This window comes from Bacillus sp. LLTC93, from assembly GCF_002993125.1.
GTDB lineage: Bacteria > Bacillota > Bacilli > Bacillales > Bacillaceae > Bacillus > Bacillus zhangzhouensis.
The window spans coordinates 255097-280047 of record NZ_PVME01000004.1; the positions used below are offsets into that span (position 1 = coordinate 255097).

Here is a 24951-nt window from a genome sequence, read left to right on the forward strand (position 1 = left end):
TATTTTTGTCGAAAATAGTCGTTTAGTCATGTTGAGGCTTCTGAAATATTACTGATATTCTTTACCAAAGTATGGGGGGTGAGCTGGTACATACCTTTGCTATATGAAGCAAGAAAAAAGGGAGGTCAAAGAATGAACATGTTGAAAAAAACGAGTCAATTATTTCTTATATTGGTGCTGGTGGTTGGAAATTTATTAACGGTCTCACCAGTTGTTACGAAAGCCGCTGGAACGGTGGTTGTAAACAACACAGATTCCTACATGATTGGGAGTAGACCACTAGTTCTTCAGCAACTTGATGGGAATAATCCAACACAAGTAAAAGCTAGTGTACAGGTGAAAGGAATCGATATAGGCGCAGTGAATGGTGTTGCTGTAAGTGATCGAGAGAATGTTGTATATGCAACTGCAAATGGCACTGACCTCACTCTTTATAAAATAAATGCGACCTCCGGGCAAGCAGAACGCGTAACTAAATTACCTGAAGGCGCTTCTAATGCCGTTGTGTATAAAGATAAATATATATATTCTTATTCTTCTAATGGAGATTATTTCCTTGGAACGTACGATTTAGCTACGGGTCAAAAAACGTCCAAAAAAATTGTAGGCTATGACATCGGCTCTGGCGTTGGCGGGGACCTTGTAGTCGATAAAGACGGCTATCTTTGGTTCGCATCTAATGGAAGTGGAGCCATTGCGCAAATGAATCCAGATACAGCTGAAGTGATTCGTGTCATTCCAATTAAAAATGCGGATGGTAAAACGATTGACGGAGGCGTTCGAGGGATTAGCTTTTTGCCAAATGGACAAATGCTATTACAGTCAGGGTTAAATGAGTCTATCGGTCATTCTACTCTTTTTACACTTGATGCGAAAACATTAAGTACAACTTATATGGGCACTGCTGGTGATTCATTATCTTATGATTTAGCTTCACGAGTAAAGCCAGAATTTGATCCATATCCTCCTAACCTTGAATCAGAAAAATCTGTTGTCTTACAGAAAAAAGCAGAGGGCAACACAGATGAGAAGCATCCAGAAGTAGGAGACACGCTGCTATATACTATTAAAGCAAAAAATACCGTGCAATATGGTATTGTCAAAAATCTGATCATATCAGATAACCTTCCGAGCAGCTTAACCTATGTTCCAGGCTCACTTAAGGTGGATGGCGCAAGCGTAACAGATGCAAAAGATCAAGACAAAGGTGATTATACAAATGGCACTGTTACTGGTCAAATAGGTGATGTGAAAAATACCGATTGGCACACAGTGACATTTGAAGCGAAAGTAGCAAAAGGTCAAGCTGGCAAAGATATTCAAAATACAGCCAATGTAAAAGGGGAAAACACACCGCCAGACAAACCAACAACAAACATAGAAATTTATCCTCGTGATCCAAAGCTTGAATCAGAAAAATCAGCGGTCTTGCAGAAAAAAGCAGAAGGTAATACAGATGAGAAGCATCCAGAAGTAGGAGATACATTACTGTACACCATTCAAGCCCGTAACGCTGTTGAAGATAGCGTGATCGAAGACCTCGTGATATCTGACAAGTTACCTCAAGGATTATCATATGTACCAAATTCACTTCAGGTAGATGGAAACTCAGTCACGGATACAAAAGATGACGACAACGGTGATATGACAGACGGAACTGTCACTGGAACGTTCGGTGAAGTAAAAGATGCAAAATGGCACACAGTGACGTTTGAAGTGACGGTTAACAAAGGTCAGGCAGGCAAAGACATTCAAAATACAGCCAATGTCACAGGCGGCAACACACCGCCGGACGAGCCAACAACGAATGTAGAGATCTATCCTCGTGACCCAAAGCTAGCTTCTGAAAAATCAGCAGTTCTGCAGAAAAAAGCAGAAGGCAATACAGATGAGAAGCATCCGGAGGTCGGCGACACCCTTCTTTATACGATTAAAACAAAGAATACGATAGAAGACAGTCTCGTTGAAAACCTAGTGATCTCAGATGAACTGCCAGAAGGATTATCGTATGTGCCAAATTCACTTCAGGTGGATGGAGATGCAGTGACAGACACAAAGGATGACGACAACGGCGATATGACAGACGGAACCGTCTCAGGACAATTTGGTGACATTAAGGATACGGACTGGCATACCGTGACGTTTGAAGTGACGGTTGAAAAAGGACAATCAGGTAAAGACATTCAAAATACAGCCAACGTCACAGGCGGCAACACTCCACCAGATAAGCCGACAACGAATACAGAAATTTATCCACGTGACCCAAAGCTAGCTTCTGAAAAATCAGCAGTCTTACAGAAAAAAGCAGAAGGTAACAAAGATGAGAAGCATCCGGAGGTCGGCGACACCCTTCTTTATACGATTAAAACAAAGAATACGATAGAAGACAGTCTCGTTGAAAATCTAGTGATCTCAGATCAATTGCCAAAAGGGCTGAAGTATGTCGCTGGGTCACTTCAGATCGACGGGAATGCAGTCACAGATGTGAAAGACAATGATAACGGGGACTTTACAGACGGAACAGTCACAGGTTATTTCGGTGATATCAAGGATACGGACTGGCATAAAGTGACATTTGAAGTGACAGTCGAAAAAGGACAATCTGGTCAAGATATTCAAAATACAGCCGAGGTCACAGGCGACAACACGCCACCAGATGAACCGACAACGAACACAGAAATTTATCCACGTGACCCAAAACTAGCATCAGAAAAAACATCCGTCATTCAGAAAAAGGCAGAGGGCAACACAGATGAAAAGAAACCGCAGGTAGGAGATACCCTTCTTTATACGATCAAAACAAAGAATCTGGAAGAAGATAGCTTAATCACAAATCTAGTGATTTCAGATGAACTGCCAGAAGGTCTTGCATATGTCGCAGGTTCATTAAAAGTAGATGGACAAGCAGTGACAGATGCAAAAGATGAAGACAACGGGGATTACACAAAAGGTACGGTGACCGGTCAATTTGGCGACATCGAGGATACAAAGTGGCATACAGTGACGTTTGAGGCGAAGGTTACCAAAGGCCAATCAGGTAAAAGTATTCAAAACACAGCGAAAGTAACAGGCGAAAACACACCGCCAGATGAGCCGACAACCGAAACGAAAATTGATCCAAGAGATCCAAAGCTTGAATCAGAAAAAACATCAGAGATTCATCAAAAAGCAAAAGGCAACACAGATGAAAAACAAGTACAGGTAGGCGACACCCTTCTTTACACAATCAAAACAAAAAACAGTGTAGAAGACAGTGTCATCAAAGATCTAGTGATTTCAGATGAATTGCCAAAGGGTCTTGCATATGTCGCAGGTTCATTAAAAGTAGATGGACAAGCAGTGACAGATGCAAAAGATGATGATAACGGAGACTACACAAAAGGTACGGTGACCGGTCAATTTGGTGACATCGAGGATACAAAGTGGCATACGGTGACATTCGAGGCGAAGGTTGTCAAAGGTTCTGAAGGTCAGACAATCATGAATATCGCAGTTGTGAAAGGTGAGAATGTAGACGAACCAGACAAACCTGAAAACTCAACAACGGTTGAACCGCCTCGCGTGCCAGAGGTGCCAACTGTTCCAGATCAGCCATCTGAGCCACAAGATGAAACACCTGGTCATCACCTCCCGAATACAGCAACAGCGATGTACAATCTTCTTCTTGCAGGATTTGCACTTGTTCTCATTGGTGTATCCCTGATTGTGTGGAAAAGAAGAAAAAGAAACGGATAAACGGTCATGTTTCAAAAAATCATCTCTGCCGTATTGATCACAGTGGGTTTTTGTTTGGTGGTTGGCGGGTGCTTGAGTATCATTGATGGACAAAGGGAAGTAGAGACATCGTTTCAGGCTGCTCAAGCAGTCATCCAGCATAAGGTGCAAAAGGATTCTTCTTTTGCGCCGCAGGCTGGTGAAACAATTGGGCTTTTGCACATTCCAAAATTAAATGCTAAGTTACCCATTGTAGAAGGAACAGATGCGGATGACTTGGCAAAAGGTGTTGGACATTATCAAGAGAGCTATTTTCCTAATGAACAGGGACAAATCGTTTTATCTGGACACCGGGATACCGTGTTCAGACGAACAGGAGAACTTCTCAAAGGTGATCAGCTCGTCATTGAGCTTTCATATGGTCGATTTGTCTATGAAATAGAGAAAACAAAGATTGTAAAAAAAGATGATACAAGTATTATTACACTGCAACATGAAAAAGAAGAACTTGTCCTAACGACATGTTATCCTTTTTCTTATATCGGTCCTGCACCAAACAGATATATTATATATGGAAAGCGTGTTTAGTCACTGAACTAGCCTGCCACTCCTCCTTTAAATTTTTCAACCGACAGAGTATATCGCAGATAAGAGGATGATAGCTCATATAGTATCTATAGATGCAGGGGGGGGTCAATTTGATAAACGAAGACTATGTAAGGCATATAGATAAATTCGGGAGAGTTGTCCTTCCGACAAATATTAGAAAACGATTGAAAATTCGCCCGCAAGATTTTATAGAGATCTATCAGGAAGAAGGCCAAATTGTGTTAAAGCCTTATTGGCAGGACAAACCATGTATAGTGACGGGGCAAGTGACATGCTCCAATAAGGCGCTATCAGGTGGAGTAGTCGTCAGTCCAGAGGGTGCAAGACTGCTCCTGCAAGACTTACTGGCGCTACGCTTACAAAAAGAAATATAAAAAAAGGCTGTTCTCATCACGTGAGAACAGCCTTTTTCTATCATACTGGATTCAAAATCCGGTTTAAGAATTGTTTTGTTCGTTCTTCCTTTGGTCGTTTGAAGATTTCCTCTGGAGGACCTTGTTCGACGATGACGCCGCCATCAATAAAAATCACTTCGTCTGCTACTTCTTGGGCAAACTTGATTTCATGTGTGACAACCGCCATGGTCCAGCCTTCTTTCGCCAAATCCTTCATGACCTTTAAGACTTCACCGACAAGCTCAGGGTCAAGCGCAGAGGTTGGTTCATCAAAAAGCATGAGCTCTGGCTGAATAGCAAGTGCACGGGCAATGCCGACACGCTGCTTTTGGCCGCCTGAAAGCTGGAATGGATAAAGATCTTTTTTATCTTCAAGGCCAACCTTTTGCAAGAGCTGGATGGCTTCTTTTCGAACCGTTTCTTTTGGCCGGCGCTGCACTTGAACAGGACCTTCCATCACGTTCTCAAGCACGGTGCGATGCGGAAACAGGTGATAATCCTGAAACACCATGCCCGACTTCCGGCGAAGCTTCAGCAGGTCAGCTGATTTATTCTTTTTCGAAAAATCAATCGAGAAATCATCGAAGGTTAAGGAGCCACCATTTGGTGTTTCAAGTGCATTTAAACAGCGAAGCATCGTTGTTTTCCCTGAACCTGATGGGCCAAGGATGGCAATAACCTGCCCTTTGTTGATCGTAAAATCAATCGACTTTAGAATCTCATTTTCACCAAAGGATTTCTTTAAGCCTTTGACTGTTAGCATGTCATTTCCTCCTTACCTTGCGACATATCGATCAAGTCGTTTTTCAATTTGGTGCTGAACGAGCGATAGAATGAAGCAGAATATCCAATAAATCAGGGCCGCTTCCATATAAATGAACAAAATCTGATCCAAGTTCGCCGCAGCAATTTCCTGTGACTTCCGAAAAAGCTCTGCCACGAGGATTTGGGATGCAAGGGATGTATCCTTAACTAAGCTAATAAATGAATTAGATAGTGGTGGAATCGATACACGCACAGCCTGCGGTAAAATGACACGGACGAGCGTTTTGCGATGAGTCATGCCAATGGAATAACCAGCTTCCCATTGTCCTTTAGGAACAGATAGGACGGATGCACGGATAATTTCCGACGCATACGCACCTACGTTTAATGAAAAAGCTATAATGGCACTTGGATATGGATCCAGTGTGATATTAAATGTCGGAAAGAAATAGAAAATAATAAACAATTGCACAAAAAGCGGCGTTCCGCGAACGGCCGACACATAGATGGAAAAAATCCATCTGAGGGCTTTGATTTTAGACATTCTAGCAAGAGCTGTCACAAGCGCGATAAAAATACCAATAATGAAGGCAATGATGGCGAGGGGGATTGTATAATAAATCCCCTGCATCACCATTGGCCAAAAAGATTGCTGAAGAAGATCCCAAGGAATGACGACTCCTAGGGTATTACTTTGTAACATCTTCACCAAACCATTTCTTAGAAATCTTAGCAAGTGTACCGTCTTTTTTCATTTCTTTTAATGCGCCATTCACTTTATCAACGACTTCGCCGCTGCCTTTTCTGAATGCAAAGTAAGTTTCTTGAGGATCTCCTGTTTCAAATGCAACTTTTAGGTTTTTGTTCCCGCTTGTTTTCAAGTAATTCAATACAGCCAATTTGTCATTGAACGTCAGATCAGCACGTCCTTGCTGAATCAATTGAATGGATTGTGCAAGACCTTCAACGCCTTCAATCTTAGCGCCAGCATCTGTAGCCAGCTTATTGTAGTTACTTGTTAACGATTGTGCTGCTTTTTTTCCTTTGACATCAGATAGTTTCTTGATGTCATTGTTATCTGATTTTGTCACAACAATGGCTTGAGATGTTGTGTATTTATCAGAGAAATCGTATTGATTTTCACGTCCAGTTTTACCAACTTGGTTCGCTACCACGTCAAAACGTTTTGAATTCAGTCCAGCAAACATGCTGTCCCATTGTGTTTCCTTGAATTCAGGTTTTAAGTCAAGGCGTTTTGCTACTTCTGTGATGACCTCTACATCATAGCCAGTTAATTTATCTGTCTTTTTGTCATGGAATGTGAAAGGAGCATAAGTACCTTCTGTACCGATCGTTAATACGCCTTTATCCTGAATGGATTTCCAAAGGTCACCTGATTCCTTAGACCCAGATTGTTTATTCGCGTTGTCGTTTGCACCTGATCCACATGCAGTGATCAATGCAACACAAACGCCTAACATAATGGCAAAGAACATTTTTTTCATTTTATTCCCCACTTTTCTTGTTGGTATTTACAACATATGATCTTACAGAGAAGCAACCTAAAAGTAAAGCATTTGAAATTATCTTGAGCGAATCTCACCAACTTTATGCCTGCAAACAGTCGAACGGACAAACGATAGAACTATACCCAAATTAAAAGGTGAATAAAACCAAACGCAAGTTCAAACGATGATTAAGATGATTTGATTGGTGGAACGTTAGATAAACGATTCGATGGTAAAATATGCTATGATCATCACAACGAATTTTTCCAATCGATTCAGTTGACTTCTAAGAAACAAAAGGGAAGTGTGAACATTTGCATATATCGAAACAAAAACCTGTCATGATCTTAATACACGAAATATACGGAATAAATGATCATATGAAGAGTATGATCCATTATTTTGATAAAGCTGGTTTTGAGGTTTATTGTCCTCATTTATTGGGACAGGCGAAGCACTTCCCTTATGTCAGTGAAAATGAGGCTTACGACTACTTTATGAATAAAGTTGGTTTTGATAAGTCGGTAAAGAGTGTACTGAATCTGGCAAAAGAGTTGAAAACGAAGAATGCCGCGATAGACATATTTCTACTAGGTTTTAGTGTGGGGGCAACAATTGCCTGGCGATGCAGCCAAAATGATCAGCTGTTTACCGGAGTCATTGGATTTTATGGTTCAAGAATCAGAGATGACGTCGATCTTGCGCCCGCATGCAAAACGCTGTTATTTTTCCCGAAGATCGAAGCATCCTTTAATCCCAGGGAGATTGCGAGTGTTTTGGAGAAAAAGGAAAAGCTTTGCGTGACAATAGTAGAGGGAGAGCATGGATTCGCCAATCCATATTCTGCGGCTTTTCACGCTGAATCTAAAAATCGCTGCTTTGAGGAAATAGATGAATTTATCAAAGTGTGTTTGCTAAATGCAGAATGATTTGTGACTAAAGTGATCATAAGAACTGTCTAAAATGAGACTCGAAAAGAATGAAACGAAACCAGTGTGCAACCATAAAGTTTCATGCTGTTTTTTTTGTGCAATATTTTAGATATATGGCATCCTATCAAATGGTTTGATCCACCACATAGTTGTGCGAACATTACTAAAATAAAGACTTTGTAACAGTGACCATAGAAGGAAGCATATTTATTATAAAAGATGTATAATTAATAGGTTGTTTTGAAAATGGAATGAATCACATGGAGACATGTTTTGATAACAGAACATCTTAGAAGAAGGAGGGCATCATTGTGGATGTTGGACAAAATCAGCCTGAACAATTGAAAAGGGCGATGACCTCCCGTCATTTATTTATGATTTCACTTGGCGGCGTCATTGGGACAGGCTTTTTCTTAGGAACGGGCTATACGATTGGACAAGCAGGTCCAGTCGGAGCCGTTCTTTCTTATATTGTGGGCGGATTGATTATGTATTTAACCATGCTGTGTCTTGGAGAGCTGTCAGTTGCACTTCCTGTCTCGGGGTCGTTTCATACGTATGCGACCAAATTTGTCAGTCCAGCAGCTGGTTTTGCTGTTGGCTGGATCTATTGGCTCGGATGGGCGGCAACCGTCGCACTTGAATTCTTATCAGCAGGACAGCTGATGAGGCGCTGGCTACCACAAGTGGACGTGTGGATCTGGTGTTTACTATTTGGGCTGTGTCTTTTCTTATTAAATGCCCGATCTGCGAAAGCGTTCGGGGAGTCGGAATTTTTCTTTTCAACCATTAAGATTGTCGCCATTTTATTATTTATTGGAGTAGGCGGAGCGGCGATGTTTGGTTTCATTCAAACGACGAGCGGGGAACCAGCTCCTTATTTCAGTCATTTTGTGAGTGATGGACTGTTTCCAAATGGATTGCTCGCCGTTGTGGTCACAATGATCACGGTGAATTTTTCGTTTCAAGGAACAGAGCTGATCGGGATTGCGGCAGGGGAGAGTGAAAACCCTGAGAAGACCGTTCCACGTTCTATTCATCAGACGGTTTGGCGTACACTCGTTTTTTTCGTCTTATCTATTTTCGTCTTAGCGGGTATGGTGCCTTGGAAGGAAGCCAGTGTGCTGCAAAGCCCATTTGTCACCGTGTTTGAGAGAACGGGAATTCCCTATGCGGCAGACATGATGAACTTTGTGATTATCATTGCTTTATTATCTGTTGCAAACTCTGGATTGTATGCTTCAACGAGAATGCTGTACTCCTTATCAAAGGAAGGAATGGCAGGAAAAGCGTTTAGACGCGTGAATCAGCGCGGTATTCCGATGAATGCCTTACTACTCACCTTCCTATTTACAGGTATTTCGCTATTATCCGGGTTCTTTGCAGAGAAAACCGTTTTTGCCTGGATCGTGTCCATTGCCGGCATGAGTGCTCAGACTGGCTGGATCACAATCACATTATCACAGCTGCTTTTCCGCAGAAGATATTTAAAAGCAGGCGGAAAGCTGGAAAACTTAAAATTTAAAACGCCTCTATATCCGGCTCTGCCGATCATTGCAATCACGCTGAACTCCATCGTTTTGGTCAGCCTTGCCTTTGATGCGGAGCAGCGAATTGGGTTATATGTCGGCGTACCACTTATGATCATTGGGTATGTCGTCTATCACCGCTATGTGAAGAAACATCAGGCGAAAAGTGAACCGCTCAAGCTGCAAATTCATGGAGATGATGAGATCCGGTTTTAAACCAACAAAAAAGAAGCCCCCAGTCGGGAGGCTTCTTTTTGATTTAATGAACGCCTTTCATCGCTTTCTTAATCATTGGTGTAAGCAGAAGCATGACACCACATAAAATGATGGCGATGAGGCCGATGATACCGAAATAGACGGTTTCTGGCACTTTATCAAACAGTTTGACCACTTGTGCATTAATTGCCTGTGCCATTGCATTTGAAAGGAACCAAAGGCTCATTGTTTGCGCTGAGAAGGCAGCAGGTGCAAGCTTTGTTGTCGCTGACAAACCAACTGGTGACAAGCAGAGCTCTCCGATCACAACAAGGAAGAAGCTCAGAACGAGCCATAATGGACTCACAAGTGTGTTTGGACCAGACATGTATGCAGGAATGATCATGATGATAAAGGATAACCCAGCAAACAGTAGGCCAAGTGAGAACTTAATCGGGGTAGACGGCTGTTTCTTTCCAAGTCTGACCCATAACCAAGCAAATACTGGGGACAGCAGCACAATAAAGATTGGGTTCAATGATTGGAACCAAGAAGAGGCCAGTGTCATCCCGAAGAAATTCAAGTTTGTTCGTTGATCCGCATATGTGGCTAAAATGTTTGAGCCTTGTTCTTGAATGGCCCAGAACATCACCGCAGCTAGGAACAATGGAATATAAGCGAGTACCCTGGATTGCTCCACTGCGCTTGTCTTTTTACTGAAATACATCACAATAAAGTAAACAATCGGAATGAGGACGCCAAGGACACTGACAAACCAAGTGAATAGGTTAATGGTAAGCGCGCCTGTTTGAATACCAATGACAGCAAAAACAGCGAGCACAATCACGATCAATGTGCCGAAAATTTTGATGTTCTTGCGTTCAGCGGCAGATAGCGGATTTGTGACATAGGTGCCGGCAAGGCCAAGATTCGGCTTTTTCGTGATCACAAACGTAATGAGTCCAACAAGCATACCAACGGCAGCGAGTGAAAAACCAAGATGGAAATTCACTTTTTGACCGAGTGTTCCGACAATTAATGGCGCAATAAAACCACCCATGTTGATTCCCATGTAGAAGATACTAAAACCAGAATCTCTGCGAGGGTCCGTTTTTGTATACAGGTCACCAACAATGTTTGAAACGTTTGGCTTTAGAAGACCTGTCCCAATAATAATCAGCCCCATACTAATAAAGAGCGCCGTTGCTCCGCTTGGCAGAGCCAAAATGACATGACCAAGCATAATGAAGACACCGCCATAAAAGACCGTACTGGACGAACCGAATACCCGGTCGGCGAGCCATCCACCAATCACTCCTGACATATAGACAAGGGCACCGTAGACAGACATGATCGAATTGGCTGTCGTCTGGTCAAAGCCAAGACCGCCTTTTGTCACCTCTGTGTACATATAATAAATAAGCAGTGCACGCATGCCATAATAAGAAAAACGCTCCCAAAATTCAGTGAAAAACAGTGTATAAAGTCCTTTAGGATGTCCAAAAAACCCTTTTTGAGGCACACTTTTAACAATTTTATCGTGGTCAATTGTAGACATGGCATAGATCCTTTCTTAAAAAAAGAGATATGAGAAAAATGATATTCTTGTATAGTTCTTGTGTCAATATAAAACTATTCTAAAACAGGAAAATGTTAGTTCAATAGGCGTAAAGACTCAAAATTATGAAAGATTCATTCAAGTGAAAATTATCGGAAAGTTATTCTGGAAGAATTTATATAAAATTTGAAGTATTGTACAGGCAAACCTTTCCCACAGGCATAGGATGATGAGAGGGCATGTGTGAAAAGGAGGGATTTTGGTTGGGGGAATTAAATGAATCTGATCTGAAAAAACCCGTTGTCAATGTACTAGATTTTGGTGTGATTGCTGACGGGAAAACGGACTGTACAGCCAAGCTCAATGAATGCTTAGAATGGACGAAAGCACAAGGCTACTCCCACGTCTGGCTGCCGAGTGGAACGTATCTAGTAGATGCGGTGTACAGAAGTGATCCATTTTTTCCTTTCCGTGGTGCAGGCATACGGGTGCCAAGTCATATATGTATTGAGATGGCATCAGATGCCGTGATTAAAGTGAAACCAAACGATTCGTGGGGATATGCAGCCTTTTATATAGGAGAGGTTCAGCATGTGACCATCCGTGGCGGGCAGATTGAAGGGGATCGTCATGAGCATGTGTACACGTCACTCCCCGCTGGAAGAAAAACACATGAATGGGGTTTTGGCGTGTGTATTGAAGGCGCCTCCCATGTGAATGTGAATCATGTGCAAATAAAGAATTGTACGGGAGACGGCATCATTGTCAGCCCCCATGGTTTATTGACACAGATTGAATCGTACTCGCCGGCTTCGGCTATTCACATATCTGGCTGCACAATCACGGATTCAAGACGAAACAATATATCGATTACAGGCTGCGATGGGGTCATTGTTGAGGACTGTCTGCTGGAAAGAGCAGGAGTAGATGGGGTTGAGCCGAAAATGGGCATTGATATTGAAGGCTACGGAGAAAATGCGATTAATATGGAGGAACCGCTGAATATTCTGATTCGAAATAACATCGTTAGAGGTGGTGCCGCAAGCTCCATTTATAACTTCAACGGCTATGGTGTGATCATTGAAGGCAATCATACAGATAGCAGTATCTCCTATGGCTTTGCCACCGAAACAATCATTGCAAACAATTTGATCCGTGCAGTGGGAGGAGGCGTAACAAAAGCTGGGATTACGAGCTTAGGTGTCTCGCTTGGCCAAACGGAAAACAATGTGATCATTATTGGCAATATGATTGAGGGGTTTGAAAAAGGGATTGATGTGAGGGGAGACAGCGTTCACATCACAGGCAATAAGATCAGTCTTTTTGAAGATGCGGCAGTGTCCGTTTATATGGCGAATCGTATTTTAATAGAAGGAAATCATATTGAATCAGGGACGAATACACGACTAAGAAGCACATCCCTGCGTATCTATCAATCGGATAGCGTCGTCTTTTCAAACAATACGGTCTACTCTGTCATCGATGCGGCGATGGTGAGAGGAACGAATATCCTGATTCAGCACAATCAATTCAAAGAATTCAGCAGAGGGATATGGGTGCAGGAGGGAGAAGCTGGGATCAACGGCAATCACTTCATTCAAGAAGGACGACCGCAGCTCGCGTCTTCGTATACCATCAGTGTTACAGGAAATGCAAAGGCTTTCATATGGCAGAATCGCTTTAAGCACTACCAAAACTACGCCGTATACAGCAGCACAACGGGGCATTTAGAGATTAAAGATAATTCCTTTGAAGAAACATCCTTATATGTGGTGATGTATATTAAACATGGCTCACCACAAATTGGAGATAACCGCTTTTATTTAAATCGTTCGATCGGACAGCCGACGGCGATCTTTATTGATCAAGCCGCTTCGGCACGTGTGCTGCGGAATAATATCATCAATCTATCTCCTCAACAGGCGATTGCTATTCGCACATCGTCATCTACTCATTCTGTTATCGCCCATAACATGCTGGAGCGGAGTCAATTGATGACTCATACGACGGACCGGCTCATCGGAAATATCGAAATCGATACACCGTAATGGCTTGTGAAATCCCTTATTTTGGAGGTTCAGAAGGCGGTTGACAATCATGTAAAAAGGGCATATAGTAATAATTATTTTTCATTTTTCGCAACATTTGCCCTTTTTTTATTGTTAAAACCGATTAATTCAATCAGAAAAATGTATCTTATGAGGACTTCAGTTTGATATAGCAGGATATAGAAAGGATGAAGAACAAGTGTCACAGCCGAAAAGGAAGCTCAAGCTAGGCGTATTCATCGCAGGAACTGGACATCATGTCGCCTCTTGGAGACATCCAAATGCAGTACCAAATGCAGCCATGAATCTTGATTACTTTAAACAATTAGCGAAAAAAGCAGAGGAAGGAAAGCTGGATTTGCTCTTTTTAGCCGACAGCTTATCTATTAATCAAACCTCTCATCCGAACGTATTAACGAGATTTGAACCGCTCACACTGCTTTCGTCCATTGCAGAGTCTACCTCTACAATTGGCTTAGCAGCAACAGCATCCACTACATACAGTGAACCATTCCATATTGCGAGACAGTTTGCCTCACTCGATCATTTATCAGGCGGCAGAGCAGCGTGGAATGTTGTCACCTCTTCTATTGAAGAAACAGCGAAAAATTTTAGCGGAGAAGAGCATTTAGCGCATCACAAACGATATGAGCGAGCCGAAGAATTCGTAGAGGTCGTCAAAGGCCTTTGGGATTCTTGGGAAGAGGATGCACTTGTGAGAAACCAAGAAACGGGAGAATTCTTCGAGTCTAGTAAGCTTCATGAGCTGCAGCACAAGGGTGAGTTCTTCTCTGTACGGGGCCCGCTCAACGTATCACGTACGCCGCAAGGGCAGCCGGTGATCATTCAAGCAGGGTCTTCCGAAGATGGTCAAAAGCTTGCAGCTAAAACGGCAGAGCTTATTTTCACTGCACAAAACGATCTCGATAAGGCGAAGGAATTTTATCAAAGCTTGAAAGGGAAAGTAGAGGCTGCTGGACGTGCTAGAGAGGACGTCAGCATCATGCCAGGCATCTTCCCAATCATTGCCGATACAGAAGAAGAAGCAAAAGCGAAGTATGAAGAATTACAAGAGCTGATTGTTCCTGAGATTGGTCTAAGCATTTTGCAAAATTACTTAGGTGGTATTGATCTTTCCCAGTATCCATTAGACGGTCCGCTTCCAGAGATTGATCCAAGCACGTCAAATGCGGTGAAAAGTCGCTTTGATCTTGTGATGAATATGGCAAGAAAGGACAACCTGACCATTCGCCAGCTCTACCAATCTGTCGCCGGCTCTCGCGGTCATAATATTTTCATTGGAACACCGGAGCAGCTAGCAAATGTCATGGAAACGTGGCTCACTGAGGAAGCAGCAGATGGCTTTAACGTCATGCCGCCATTATTGCCAGAAGGACTTGATGTATTCGTAGATCGCGTCGTCCCGATCCTTCAGGAAAGAGGCTTATTTAAAACAGATTACACAGGACAAACCTTACGAGAAAATCTCGGATTAAAGCAGCCAAAAAATCGTTACACGACATAAGGATGAGGTGACTAACGTTGGGATACACTTTTCGTCTGGCAACAGAGGCAGATATAGAAGCACTGCTTGAACTGACAACAAGAGCCTATGAGCCAATTCGTGAGCTCGGCATCCAGTTCCAAGCAGCACATGCAGATTTTGCTCTCGTTCAGCAAAATGTACAAAAGAATCTTTGCTATGTCATGGAAGAAAACGGGGAGATTCTATCCACCTTATCACTCCGTATGCCTTGGGGAGAGCAACCAGGACCGTTCGGCGTCCCGCACATCTGGTGGTTTGCCTCAGAACCAGCCGCTAAAAAAGGTACAGGCTCAGCCTTACTTGAATGGGTTGAAACCGAAGTGCTAAGGGATACACTGAAGGTACCGTATGTGTCTCTCGGTACAGCGGATAAGCATCCGTGGCTCATGGCCATGTATGAGCGAAAAGGCTACGTCAGAGCAGGTGAAAAGGATTTAGGCAAGGGGCATATCACGATTTATTTTAAAAAACAATTAAGATCAGATTTGACACAACCATAAGAGGAAAGAAGGGTTTACGAACATGAAAAACAAAAAGTGGCTAGTCGTTCTATTTGCGGCAATGCTTGCGGTTTTAGCAGCTTGCGGCGGCAACAATCAAAGTGAAGGCAAAGATGAAAAAGTGTTAAAAGTAGGCGCTACAGGACAAAGTTATCCTTTTGCTTATAAAGAAAACGGCAAGCTTGTTGGATTCGATGTCGAAGTAACAGAAGCGGTTGCGAAAAAGCTGGGCTACAAATTAGACTGGCAGCTGAGTGAATTCAGCGGACTCATGGGGCAGCTGACATCTGGTAAGCTGGATACAGTGTCAAACCAAGTAGCGATCACAGATGAGCGTAAACAAACGTTTAACTTTACAGATACGTACGCTTACGCAGGAACACAAATCATCGTGAAAAAGGACAACAACGACATCAAAGGTCTTGACGACTTAAAAGGAAAAACAGTGGCGGCGGTTCTTGGCTCAAACCATGCCAAAAACCTAGAGAGCAAAGACCCAGATAAGAAAATCAATATCAAAACATATGAAACGCAAGACGGTGTATTAAATGAAGTGGCAAATGGCCGCGTGGATGCTTACGTCAACGGACGCAGTGTATTGCTGGCTCAGATTGAAAAAACAGGTCTTCCACTGAAAATCGTAGGCAACCCAATTGTGTATGAAGAAGTAGGCTATCCATTTGCCAAAGATGAAAAGCATGACAAGCTAAGAGAAGAATTTAACAAAGCCATCAAACAATTAAGAGAAGACGGGACACTTAAGAAATTGTCTGAGAAATATTTCAAAGACGATGTCACAGTGCCGATCAAAAAATAAAGACAGCGGCGGTGAACAGCAGACATGAATAAAATTGATTGGCAGTATATGGTGACGGTTTTTCCGACCTTGATTCAATACTTGCCGATAACGATCTTCATGGCGATTGTCTCCATGGTATTTGCCATTATCATTGGTGTGGTATTCGCTCTCATTACAAAAAACCGGATACCTGTCCTATACCAATTTGCCAAGCTGTATATTTCTTTCTTCAGAGCGGTTCCAACCTTGGTTCAGCTCTTTCTCATTTATTTTGGTCTTCCGCAGTTATTCCCTGCGATGACCTCAATGGATGCCTTAACAGCGGTCATTATCGGATTAAGTATCAAAAACTCAGCATACTTAGCAGAAATTTTCAGAGCAGCTCTGAACTCAGTCGATGAAGGGCAGCTGGAGGCGTGTCTGTCTGTCGGCATGACAAGATGGCAGTCTTACGTCAGAATTATTTTCCCGCAGGCCATCAGAAATGCGATTCCAGCGACGGGAAATACCTTTATCGGTCTATTAAAAGAAACATCTCTTGCCTTTACCATTGGGGTGGCAGAAATGTTTGCACAAGGGAAGATGATTGCATCGGCGAACTATAAATACTTTGAAACCTATTTAGCCGTAGGGATTGTGTACTGGGTGCTGACCATCATTTATAGCTTCCTGCAAGACCTATTTGAACGAAAAATCAGCAAACCTTACCGGAATTAAGGAGGTGTGGACATGATCAAGCTCACCAATTTGAAGAAATCATTCGGCGACCTTGTCGTCTTGGACGGAATCAATCTTGACATACAAAAAGGGCAGGTTGTGGCCATTATCGGACCTTCTGGCTCCGGTAAATCAACCTTGCTGCGCTGCTTAAATTTATTAGAAACGCCAGATGAAGGCACGATTGAAATTGGCGATGCAAAGCTGAATGCATCAAAATATACACGTAAAGAAGCGCATCACCTGCGTCAACAAACGGCCATGGTGTTTCAAAACTATAATCTATTTAAAAACAAAACAGCACTACAAAATATTACAGAATCACTGCTTGTGACGAAAAAAATGACGAAACAGCAGGCAAATGAGATCGGTATGAAGCTGCTGAAGCAGGTAGGGTTAGAACAAAAGGCTGACAGCTACCCGGTCACGTTATCTGGCGGACAGCAGCAGCGAATTGGCATTGCCCGTGCGTTAGCTGTTGATCCACATGCGATTTTACTGGATGAACCGACGTCAGCATTGGATCCAGAGCTCGTTTCAGGCGTGCTTCAGGTCATTAAATCCATTGCGATTCAAGAAACAACTATGATCATCGTCACACATGAAATGGCGTTTGCAAGAGAAGTGGCAGACCATGTGATTTTCATGGCTGATGGTCATATTATTGAACAGGGGACACCAACAGAGCTATTTGATGAAACGAAGAATGAACGTACGAAACGATTTATCCAAAAAGAAGCAGCGGCTGAAGAGGCATAAGCTGCTTTTTACTATTTAGAGGGGTGAGTGTCAGTGAAATCAATAGGAAATGAAGCTTTAAACAAACGTTTAATTAACATTCGCCGAGCGCTTCATGAACATCCAGAATTGTCATTTGAAGAACATGAAACGACAAAGAAACTGCGCCGCTGGTTAGAAGAGGAAGGGATCACTGTACTTGATGTCCCGGCCCTTCAAACAGGGGTTGTTTGTGAAATTAAAGGAGAACAAGAGGGACCAACGATTGCACTGAGAGCCGACATTGATGCGCTTCCGATTGAAGAAGCATCCGGTGAACCATTTTCTTCAAAGGTACCGGGCAAAATGCATGCATGCGGTCATGATTTCCATACAGCTTCGATCTTTGGTGCGGCCGTTTTATTACAAGAGCGGAAACATGAAATCAAGGGAACGGTCCGCATTTTGTTCCAACCGGCAGAGGAAGTCGCTCAAGGGGCGAAACGCGTCATAGAGGCAGGCGTATTAGATGGGGTTGATGCAATTTTCGGTATGCATAACAAACCTGACCTGCCAGTTGGCACCATCGGCATAAGAGAAAAAGCATTAATGGCAAGTGTTGATCGATTTGAAATCGATATTAAAGGAACAGGCGGTCATGCAGGGATTCCGAATCACACAGTGGATCCGATTGCCATCAGCGGGCAGATCACGAGCGCCCTCCAGCACATTGTCAGCCGCCGCATTAGCTCATTGCATCATGCGGTTGTCAGCATCACACGTATTCAAGGCGGGACGTCATGGAATGTGATTCCTGACCGTGCCGAGATGGAAGGAACCGTTCGGACATTTGAGCCAGAAGTGAGAGCGATGATTCCAAATCTCATGAAACAAATCGTGAGCGGGATTGCAGAAGGGTTTGGCGCAAAGGCAGAAGTGAGATGGCATCCCTATTTGCCTTCTGTGATGAATGACGAGCGCCTGACAAAGGTTGTAGAAGAAACGGCTGGTGCGCTTGATCTCACAGTAGCGCAAGCAGAGCAGTCACCAGGCGGAGAAGACTTTGCCCTTTATCAAGAGCGCATTCCAGGCTTTTTTGTATGGATGGGGACAAGCGGCACCGAGGAATGGCATCATCCTGCCTTTACGTTAAATGAAGACGCACTTCCAGTCGCTGCTGCTTTCTTTGCCGAGCTTGCCATTCGGGCTCTGGAGTCACCATCATGGAACTAACGAAACAGCTGGCAGAGGCTGTGCTTTCAGCTGATCCGCTGCAGGATGAGCGGGCCATACAAATGGCCAAAAACGGTCTATTAGACGTTGCGGCAGCAGCGCTTGCTGCTAAAGAGGATGAAGGGATTCAGAAGCTGATGCAGCTTGTTGAACAAGAAGGCGGGGCCGCACAGATTCCCGTCATCGGACAAGGGAAGAAGGTCAGCCGTCAATCCGCAGCGATGTTAAATGGCTATCTCATCCATGCCCTTGATTATGATGATGTGCATTCAGATGTGAGAGGACATCCGAGTGCGGTCATCGTGCCGGCATTGCTTTCACAGCTGACAGAATGCAAAGGATACGGCGAACGATTTTTAGCCGCCTACATAACAGGTGTCGAAGTGATGGCAAGGCTTGGTGAATCCATCGGCAAGGCGCATTATGAGAGGGGCTGGCATAATACGGGGACTCTTGGGGCCATTGCGGCAGTATGTGCCATTGGCTATTTGAAACAGGTCACACGAGAAGAGCTGACAAAAGCGATCGGCTTTGCCGGAGCGCAATCAGCCGGAATGCGAAAGCAGTTTGGCTCTGATATGAAACCATTACAAGCTGGCTTAGCCGCTAAAACAGCCGTGTGGTCCATGGACTTAGCTTGTTCAGGTTTTGGCGGGAGTGAATCGGTTCTAGATGGAGAGCTTGGTTTCTTTTCACTCTATGGAGATCAGGAGCTGGCGGAAAAAAGGTTGCTAGAAGGCTATGGTTCTATATGGCGCATTGTCTCGCCAGGGTTATGGTTCAAAGTATATCCGTTCTGCTCAGCAGCGCACCATGCAGCAGATGCGATTGAATTTTTGGTGAAAGAACGGTCTTCCTTACGGGATCAGATTGAACAGGTCGATGTCATTTTCCCGCCTGGCGGAGATGCGGCGCTCACTGAGCGGACGCCTTTGACTGGAGAAGAAGGACGATTCAGTGTCGAATACGTCATCGCACTTGCGGTATTTGGACATACTTTATCACTGGATGCCTTTACGAAAAAAACCATTTCACCAGAGATGCGGACATGGATGAAGCGAGTTAGCAGAGGATATGATCAAACGATAGAACAACATCCGGACGCTGTCCCAAAAGGACGCTTTACGATTGTAAAGCTCACCTTAACTGACGGCACCACCATCAGCAATCGGGTCGATATTCCGCGGGGAGCAGCCGGACACGCATTATCGAAAGAAGACATCATGCAAAAGTTAAGCAGTGTCATAGACGCTTCACATGCACAGCAGATCCTACAAGCAATTGAAGCGGCAAACGACTCTTCTTATCTGCAGCTGCTGGCTTAGTAAGGAAAAGGCTCATCAATCGAGATGAGCCTTTTTATCTAACAAAAACCAATGTGATTTACCTCAACATCCAAATCCATCAAAAAGTATGAATAAAAGATGACCAAACCATGATAAGTTCATGAAATCGTTTGAATCCAATTGAGATTTGAGAAGGAACATGTAAAATAAAGCTACATAAAGAAAAACAAGCAACAGCGGAGGCTGATGATGAAAATATTAATGATTGAAGACAATCAAAGCGTTTGTACAATGACAGACATGTTTTTTCAAAGAGAGGGGTTTCAAGCGGAATTCGTTCATGATGGACTAGAAGGACTGAATCGGTTTAAGCAAGAGGAGGATTGGGATTTGCTCATCTTAGATGTCATGCTTCCTTCGATGGATGGTTTGACCATTTGTCAAAAGGTGCGCAAGATCAGTGATGTTCCGATTATTATGCTGACGGCAAAGGAAACGGAGTCTGATCAGGTGCTTGGTTTTGATCTTGGGGCAGATGATTATGTGACAAAACCCTTTAGTCCTCTGACCTTGATGGCAAGAATCAAAGCGGTGAAACGACGCTTTGCTCATACATCCACTCTAGAAAAGGTGAAAGAGGACGAGCGGCTGGAGACAGCGCATTTTCAATTAGATAAGAAAACGAGAGAAGTCTTTTTGGATGGAGAGCGGATTGAAAACTTAACGCCAAAGGAATATGATCTGCTGTGCTTTTTTATTCAGCATCCTCGGCAAGTGTTTTCGCGCGAGCAATTACTGGAACAGATTTGGGGATATCAATTTTATGGAGATGAACGGACGGTTGATGTTCATATTAAACGGCTGCGCCAAAAAATTGGGGACGGGCCAAAGCCCTTTTTATATACAGTATGGGGCGTAGGGTATAAGTTCGATGAAGATTAAATATTTTTATCAGCTGCTGATTAGCCACCTTGGGTTATTGCTCATCGCCATCATGATTATCAGCACCCTCTTATCTCATTTTGTGAAAGATATTGCCTATCAAAACAGGGTCGATGAAATGAGCTCCTATGGCAATGAAATCTTGCAGAATTTTAAACAGCTGCCTAAAACCGAGATGATCTTCCGTCTGCGCCCATTTGAAGATATCCTCTCGACAAGACAAATTCGCTTTTTCGTGTTTGATGAGAAAGGGGATGTTCTGTCTCAGCAGCAAGGGATGCCTCCGCATGAAGCTTTGCTGACAAAGGATTTATGGGTCAAGCTCTCAAAAGGAGAGCAAATCATTGTAAAGCGGAGTGATTCACGCCGCCTCGATCAAGAGGCATCACTTGTTGCGCTCCCTGTCATGGAGGATGGGAAGCTGAAGGGCGGAGTCGTCCTCATTGCCCCAATTCAAGGAGCTGAACAGCTCATCGCCCAGATGAATCGCTATCTATATATCATCGTATTTGTGGCGCTGACGATCACCTTTATTCTGAGCCTTTTCCTTTCTAAGTTTCATGTGAACAGAATCAAAAAACTGAGAGAGGCAACAGAGAAGATTGCGCAAGGCGATTACAACATCAATCTTGAAAACAAACACCTTGATGAAATTGGCACTCTTAGTGAGGATTTTAATATGATGGCCAAACGTCTCCAACGATCAAGAGAGGAAATTGACCGGCTTGAAAAGCGCAGACGCCAATTTATCGCTGATGTGTCTCACGAATTAAAAACGCCGCTGACCACCATTCGAGGATTGGTAGAATGGCTGAATACATCGGATGTACCCGCAGAAGAGAAAGAGAAATGCTATGCCTTAATTACAGACGAGACAAAACGAATGCTGCGCCTCGTCAATGAAAATATGGATTATGAGAAAATTAGATCGAATCAAATTACCCTTCAAAAATTTCACTATCCACTCATTGATACGTTTGAAGTGATCAAGGAGCAGCTGAGCCGAATCGCTGAAGAGAAAAACAATCAACTGATCGTGGACGTTGATCCCGAACAAAAGGTATATGCAGATTATGACAGGCTCATTCAAATCCTTGTCAATATCACAAAGAACGCCATTCAATTCACAGAAGGCGGCCATATTTCCTTAAGAGGGAAACAAGAGAATCAAGAGACGATCATTGAAGTTGAAGACACGGGCATTGGCATTGCGCCAGACGAAGTCAAACACATATGGGAACGTTTTTATAAAGCGGATATCTCCAGAACGAATACACCGTATGGAGAATATGGACTTGGTTTGTCCATCGTGAAGCAGCTTGTGGACTTGCACGAAGGGCATATCGATATGAAAAGTGAAAAAAACAAAGGAACGACATTTACCATTCGATTGCCGTTTCCAGAAGAAAAGGGCTAAAACAAATCGTTTTAGCCCTTTTGACGGATCATCACTTATTCATGTTTGGTAAACGTTAAGCCGATATGAGCTAGCGCTTGCGGTAAATCTTTACGAATGGTGATGTCTTTAAATGAAATATTAGACTGAATCGCACTTAAAGCAAGGTCTTGCTTAATACCTGTTAATACAGCCGAAATTCCTAAAAGTCTCAGCGTTTGCGCATAGCTGACCAAATATTGAATGCTTTGTTCATTCAGGCGTTTTGTTCCCGATACATCAATAACCAGATGAGAGAGTGACAGCCTGTAGCTTTCCTGTAAAATGGTTTCTAAAATATGCTGAGCACGTGTCTCTTCGATATCACCAAGAAGAGGGAGCACGGCGACACCGTCAACAACTGGTACGATCGGTACAGATAATTGCTGAATCTGCCGGTTGGCACGGTCTAGTTCAAGGACGTAACTCAATAAAGAAGCCATCGTTTCAAACATATACACATGCTCTTCTGTAAACTGCTGCGGCCTTAAATCAAGTCCGCAAATCGTCCCGTAGTTCGTACCATCTGTAAAATCAATGGGAACCCCAATGAACGAGCCGCCTTGAAGACGTTTCGTGACCTCTAAGTATTTAGAACGGTCATCCAATGAAATATCAGGGATCACAAGTGTATTCTGATGATCAACCGCCAGCTTGCAAAATGTCTTCTCGTAAGGAAGTTCTTCCCCTTCTTCAAGAAGTTGCTCGTCATGATTTAGCACCTTTACAATCTGATTGGTGTTTTGATCGTTTTTAGCAATAAACAGTGTATTCACATCAATGAATTGACTCATCATGTTTAAAATACTTGTAGAAGCATCATGAAAATTGCGAAACTGTTTTAATAGTTGTTGACGAGGCATTGTTTTAGGACTCCTTGTAGCTCCGATCATAGGCCGGAACGATAGTTGATTTGTCTCTATCATACAAAATCAAACGAGAAATAGATATACTTTAATGCGCAAATCAGCTTGAATCGCGCGAGATCAAAAAAGACTGCCGATCCCGGGATCTGGCAGTCTGCTTATTAAAGGGAAACAGGTACAGTAGACATAGAGAAAAATTCCTCATACAAGGCCTGAACGGCTTCTCTTTCTTGAGCCGCTTTGACGCCAAACATCATGCTGACCTCTGAAGAGCCCTGATTGATCATTTCGATATTGACCTTGGCTTTTGACAGCGCCTTTGCCGCTCTTGCTGTTGTGCCAACATTATGACGCATCGCTTCCCCTACGACCATAATGAGCGATAGATTCCGCTCTAAAACGACCTCATCTGCATCAAGCACCAGTTTCAAGCGGTCTAACAGCTCTTGTTCAATATGCTGCTCCTCAAGCTGATCCTGCCTTAAAATAATGTTCATATCATCAATGCCTGAAGGAACATGCTCATAAGTAAGTCCATATTCCTCTAATGTTTGCAGTACCTTACGTCCAAAGCCGACTTCTCGGTTCATCAAATATTTACTAATATAAATGCTACAAAATCCATTGTCTGAGGCGATGCCAACAACAGGTCCATTCATATGATCTCGTTGACTCACGATTTTTGTACCCTTGGCTGCTGGGTTATTGGTGTTTTTAATCTGAACGGGAATGCCTGCCCGGAAAGCTGGAATGAGCGCTTCATCATGAAACACAGAAAAACCAGCATAGGACAGTTCGCGCATTTCCCGATACGTCAGCTCGGTGATCTCTTTTGGCTCGTGAACGATTGTTGGATTGACGGCGTAGACAGCATCCACATCTGTAAAGTTTTCATACACATCTGCCTTCAGCCCGTTTGCCAAAATGGAACCGGTAATATCTGATCCGCTTCGAGAAAAGGTGACGATATCACCCGTTAGACTGAATCCAAAAAAACCAGGGAATACAATGATGCCAGAGCGTTCTCTTAATTTGTACAAATGATCATATGATTCCGGGAGGACTTGCGCATGGCCGGGCTCGTCGCTCACAAATAAACCAGCTTCCTTTGGATTCACATAGTGGGCTTCGACACCTTGATGGCGGAAATAGGCGGCAATCAGCTTCGCATTATTATCTTCACCACTTGCTTTGATAGCATCAAGATAACGCTCAGGATGAGACGAATCAGCCTGTAACAATGCGTCTAGATCGTGCCGGATGGTGTCAATAATGTCATGACCTAAGCCTAGTTCATTTGCAATCGAGGCATACCGCTCGATGACAGCTTCCTGTAAATCGCTTGCTTCACCTAAACGTAAATGTTGTTCACCACAGCTAATTAATAGATCGGTGACCTTCGTATCCGTTGAATGCCGTTTTCCTGGTGCGGAAACAACGACTGCTTTTCGAGCTGGATCTGCTGTTACAATGTCAAATACCTTTTGCAGCTGCTTGCCAGATGCAAGAGAACTGCCACCAAATTTAACGACCTTCAATGCATACATCTCCTATAGTAAAAATTTTCTCACAAATTGAATAGTTCCTATTATCAACTCTTTTCTTTAAATTATCAAGGTTTTTCTTCACTAGAAAAACAAATGTGTTTTCAGGGAGG

At 43.3% G+C, this 24951-nt stretch carries 21 protein-coding genes; 15 read left to right on the forward strand and 6 right to left on the reverse strand.

What is annotated here, in order from left to right; genetic code table 11:
* The first annotated feature begins 132 nt into the window (after positions 1 to 132).
* From C6W18_RS14890 to C6W18_RS14900, 3 genes are all read left to right on the forward strand, one after another.
* Positions 133 to 3735, forward strand: a complete 3603-nt coding sequence (locus C6W18_RS14890) for an isopeptide-forming domain-containing fimbrial protein (protein WP_105928059.1) — start codon at positions 133 to 135, stop codon at positions 3733 to 3735.
* A 6-nt stretch (positions 3736 to 3741) separates the two neighbouring features.
* Positions 3742 to 4302, forward strand: a complete 561-nt coding sequence (locus tag C6W18_RS14895) for a class D sortase (protein WP_105928060.1) — start codon at positions 3742 to 3744, stop codon at positions 4300 to 4302.
* A 110-nt stretch (positions 4303 to 4412) separates the two neighbouring features.
* Complete coding sequence (locus C6W18_RS14900; protein WP_105928061.1) at positions 4413 to 4697, forward strand: AbrB/MazE/SpoVT family DNA-binding domain-containing protein; 285 nt, start codon at positions 4413 to 4415, stop codon at positions 4695 to 4697.
* Positions 4698 to 4737: 40 nt separating this feature from the next.
* On the opposite strand, the gene C6W18_RS14905 is transcribed toward C6W18_RS14900, so the two are convergent.
* Genes C6W18_RS14905 through tcyA form a run of 3 tightly spaced genes read right to left on the reverse strand, consistent with a single transcriptional unit; the run spans position 4738 to position 6988 of the window.
* Positions 4738 to 5481, reverse strand: coding sequence for an amino acid ABC transporter ATP-binding protein (locus C6W18_RS14905; protein ID WP_034325164.1), 744 nt, complete (start codon positions 5479 to 5481; stop codon positions 4738 to 4740).
* Between the two features lie 12 nt (positions 5482 to 5493).
* Positions 5494 to 6186: an amino acid ABC transporter permease gene (locus C6W18_RS14910; RefSeq protein WP_105928122.1), complete on the reverse strand. Its 693-nt coding sequence runs from the start codon at positions 6184 to 6186 to the stop codon at positions 5494 to 5496.
* Positions 6173 to 6988 (reverse strand): cystine ABC transporter substrate-binding lipoprotein TcyA, encoded by an 816-nt coding sequence (gene tcyA / locus C6W18_RS14915; RefSeq protein ID WP_034325167.1) that lies wholly within the window; start codon positions 6986 to 6988, stop codon positions 6173 to 6175. Before tcyA ends, C6W18_RS14910 begins: the two co-directional genes overlap by 14 nt.
* A gap of 317 nt (positions 6989 to 7305) precedes the next feature.
* On the opposite strand from tcyA, the gene C6W18_RS14920 reads away from it, so the two are divergent.
* Together C6W18_RS14920 and C6W18_RS14925 are read left to right on the forward strand one after the other, a co-directional pair.
* Positions 7306 to 7920 carry a dienelactone hydrolase family protein gene (locus C6W18_RS14920; protein WP_105928062.1) on the forward strand — a complete coding sequence of 205 codons (615 nt, stop codon included), beginning with the start codon at positions 7306 to 7308 and terminating at the stop codon, positions 7918 to 7920.
* Positions 7921 to 8234: 314 nt separating this feature from the next.
* A complete protein-coding gene (locus C6W18_RS14925; protein ID WP_105928063.1) occupies positions 8235 to 9668 on the forward strand; it encodes an amino acid permease in 1434 nt (477 codons plus the stop codon).
* Positions 9669 to 9711: 43 nt separating this feature from the next.
* On the opposite strand, the gene C6W18_RS14930 is transcribed toward C6W18_RS14925, so the two are convergent.
* Positions 9712 to 11205, reverse strand: coding sequence for a peptide MFS transporter (locus C6W18_RS14930; protein WP_105928064.1), 1494 nt, complete (start codon positions 11203 to 11205; stop codon positions 9712 to 9714).
* Between the two features lie 263 nt (positions 11206 to 11468).
* Here C6W18_RS14930 and C6W18_RS14935 point away from each other — a divergent pair, with 263 nt between their 5' ends.
* The 10 genes from C6W18_RS14935 to C6W18_RS14980 all read left to right on the forward strand — a co-directional run bounded on the left by C6W18_RS14935 (position 11469) and on the right by C6W18_RS14980 (position 22410).
* On the forward strand, positions 11469 to 13253 hold the full coding sequence (locus tag C6W18_RS14935; protein WP_105928065.1) for a right-handed parallel beta-helix repeat-containing protein: 1785 nt from the start codon (positions 11469 to 11471) through the stop codon (positions 13251 to 13253).
* Between the two features lie 199 nt (positions 13254 to 13452).
* Positions 13453 to 14778, forward strand: coding sequence for an LLM class flavin-dependent oxidoreductase (locus tag C6W18_RS14940; protein ID WP_105928066.1), 1326 nt, complete (start codon positions 13453 to 13455; stop codon positions 14776 to 14778).
* A 17-nt stretch (positions 14779 to 14795) separates the two neighbouring features.
* Positions 14796 to 15299: a GNAT family N-acetyltransferase gene (locus tag C6W18_RS14945; protein ID WP_034324294.1), complete on the forward strand. Its 504-nt coding sequence runs from the start codon at positions 14796 to 14798 to the stop codon at positions 15297 to 15299.
* A gap of 22 nt (positions 15300 to 15321) precedes the next feature.
* Positions 15322 to 16116, forward strand: coding sequence for an amino acid ABC transporter substrate-binding protein (locus C6W18_RS14950; RefSeq protein ID WP_105928067.1), 795 nt, complete (start codon positions 15322 to 15324; stop codon positions 16114 to 16116).
* Positions 16117 to 16140: 24 nt separating this feature from the next.
* Complete coding sequence (locus C6W18_RS14955; RefSeq protein WP_034324297.1) at positions 16141 to 16815, forward strand: amino acid ABC transporter permease; 675 nt, start codon at positions 16141 to 16143, stop codon at positions 16813 to 16815.
* 12 nt (positions 16816 to 16827) lie between these two features.
* Positions 16828 to 17574 (forward strand): amino acid ABC transporter ATP-binding protein, encoded by a 747-nt coding sequence (locus C6W18_RS14960; RefSeq protein WP_034324299.1) that lies wholly within the window; start codon positions 16828 to 16830, stop codon positions 17572 to 17574.
* Positions 17575 to 17607: 33 nt separating this feature from the next.
* The gene (locus C6W18_RS14965; protein WP_105928068.1) at positions 17608 to 18765 is read left to right on the forward strand and encodes an amidohydrolase; all 1158 of its coding nucleotides are present in this window, start codon (positions 17608 to 17610) and stop codon (positions 18763 to 18765) included.
* Positions 18756 to 20090, forward strand: a complete 1335-nt coding sequence (locus C6W18_RS14970; protein ID WP_105928069.1) for an MmgE/PrpD family protein — start codon at positions 18756 to 18758, stop codon at positions 20088 to 20090. The genes C6W18_RS14965 and C6W18_RS14970 overlap by 10 nt, the downstream gene beginning before the upstream one ends.
* 210 nt (positions 20091 to 20300) lie before the next feature.
* The gene (locus tag C6W18_RS14975; RefSeq protein WP_105928070.1) at positions 20301 to 20993 is read left to right on the forward strand and encodes a response regulator transcription factor; all 693 of its coding nucleotides are present in this window, start codon (positions 20301 to 20303) and stop codon (positions 20991 to 20993) included.
* Positions 20983 to 22410, forward strand: a complete 1428-nt coding sequence (locus C6W18_RS14980) for a sensor histidine kinase (RefSeq protein WP_105928071.1) — start codon at positions 20983 to 20985, stop codon at positions 22408 to 22410. The genes C6W18_RS14975 and C6W18_RS14980 overlap by 11 nt, the downstream gene beginning before the upstream one ends.
* A gap of 35 nt (positions 22411 to 22445) precedes the next feature.
* On the opposite strand, the gene C6W18_RS14985 is transcribed toward C6W18_RS14980, so the two are convergent.
* Both C6W18_RS14985 and C6W18_RS14990 read right to left on the reverse strand, forming a co-directional pair.
* Entirely contained in the window at positions 22446 to 23291 is an 846-nt protein-coding gene (locus C6W18_RS14985; protein ID WP_105928072.1) for a GAF domain-containing protein, read from the reverse strand.
* A gap of 164 nt (positions 23292 to 23455) precedes the next feature.
* A complete protein-coding gene (locus tag C6W18_RS14990; protein ID WP_105928073.1) occupies positions 23456 to 24832 on the reverse strand; it encodes an aspartate kinase in 1377 nt (458 codons plus the stop codon).
* Positions 24833 to 24951 lie beyond the last annotated feature (119 nt).

What these genes read in the sequence shown, in the direction of transcription:
- C6W18_RS14890 (WP_105928059.1), top strand. Translation starts at nt 133, where the DNA reads ATGAACATGTTGAAAAAAACGAGTCAATTATTTCTTATATTGGTGCTG.
- C6W18_RS14895 (WP_105928060.1), top strand. Translation starts at nt 3,742, where the DNA reads ATGTTTCAAAAAATCATCTCTGCCGTATTGATCACAGTGGGTTTTTGT.
- C6W18_RS14905 (WP_034325164.1), bottom strand. Translation starts at nt 5,481, where the DNA reads ATGCTAACAGTCAAAGGCTTAAAGAAATCCTTTGGTGAAAATGAGATT.
- C6W18_RS14910 (WP_105928122.1), bottom strand. Translation starts at nt 6,186, where the DNA reads ATGTTACAAAGTAATACCCTAGGAGTCGTCATTCCTTGGGATCTTCTT.
- tcyA (WP_034325167.1), bottom strand. Translation starts at nt 6,988, where the DNA reads ATGAAAAAAATGTTCTTTGCCATTATGTTAGGCGTTTGTGTTGCATTG.
- C6W18_RS14930 (WP_105928064.1), bottom strand. Translation starts at nt 11,205, where the DNA reads ATGTCTACAATTGACCACGATAAAATTGTTAAAAGTGTGCCTCAAAAA.
- C6W18_RS14950 (WP_105928067.1), top strand. Translation starts at nt 15,322, where the DNA reads ATGAAAAACAAAAAGTGGCTAGTCGTTCTATTTGCGGCAATGCTTGCG.
- C6W18_RS14955 (WP_034324297.1), top strand. Translation starts at nt 16,141, where the DNA reads ATGAATAAAATTGATTGGCAGTATATGGTGACGGTTTTTCCGACCTTG.
- C6W18_RS14960 (WP_034324299.1), top strand. Translation starts at nt 16,828, where the DNA reads ATGATCAAGCTCACCAATTTGAAGAAATCATTCGGCGACCTTGTCGTC.
- C6W18_RS14970 (WP_105928069.1), top strand. Translation starts at nt 18,756, where the DNA reads ATGGAACTAACGAAACAGCTGGCAGAGGCTGTGCTTTCAGCTGATCCG.
- C6W18_RS14975 (WP_105928070.1), top strand. Translation starts at nt 20,301, where the DNA reads ATGAAAATATTAATGATTGAAGACAATCAAAGCGTTTGTACAATGACA.
- C6W18_RS14980 (WP_105928071.1), top strand. Translation starts at nt 20,983, where the DNA reads ATGAAGATTAAATATTTTTATCAGCTGCTGATTAGCCACCTTGGGTTA.
- C6W18_RS14985 (WP_105928072.1), bottom strand. Translation starts at nt 23,291, where the DNA reads ATGCCTCGTCAACAACTATTAAAACAGTTTCGCAATTTTCATGATGCT.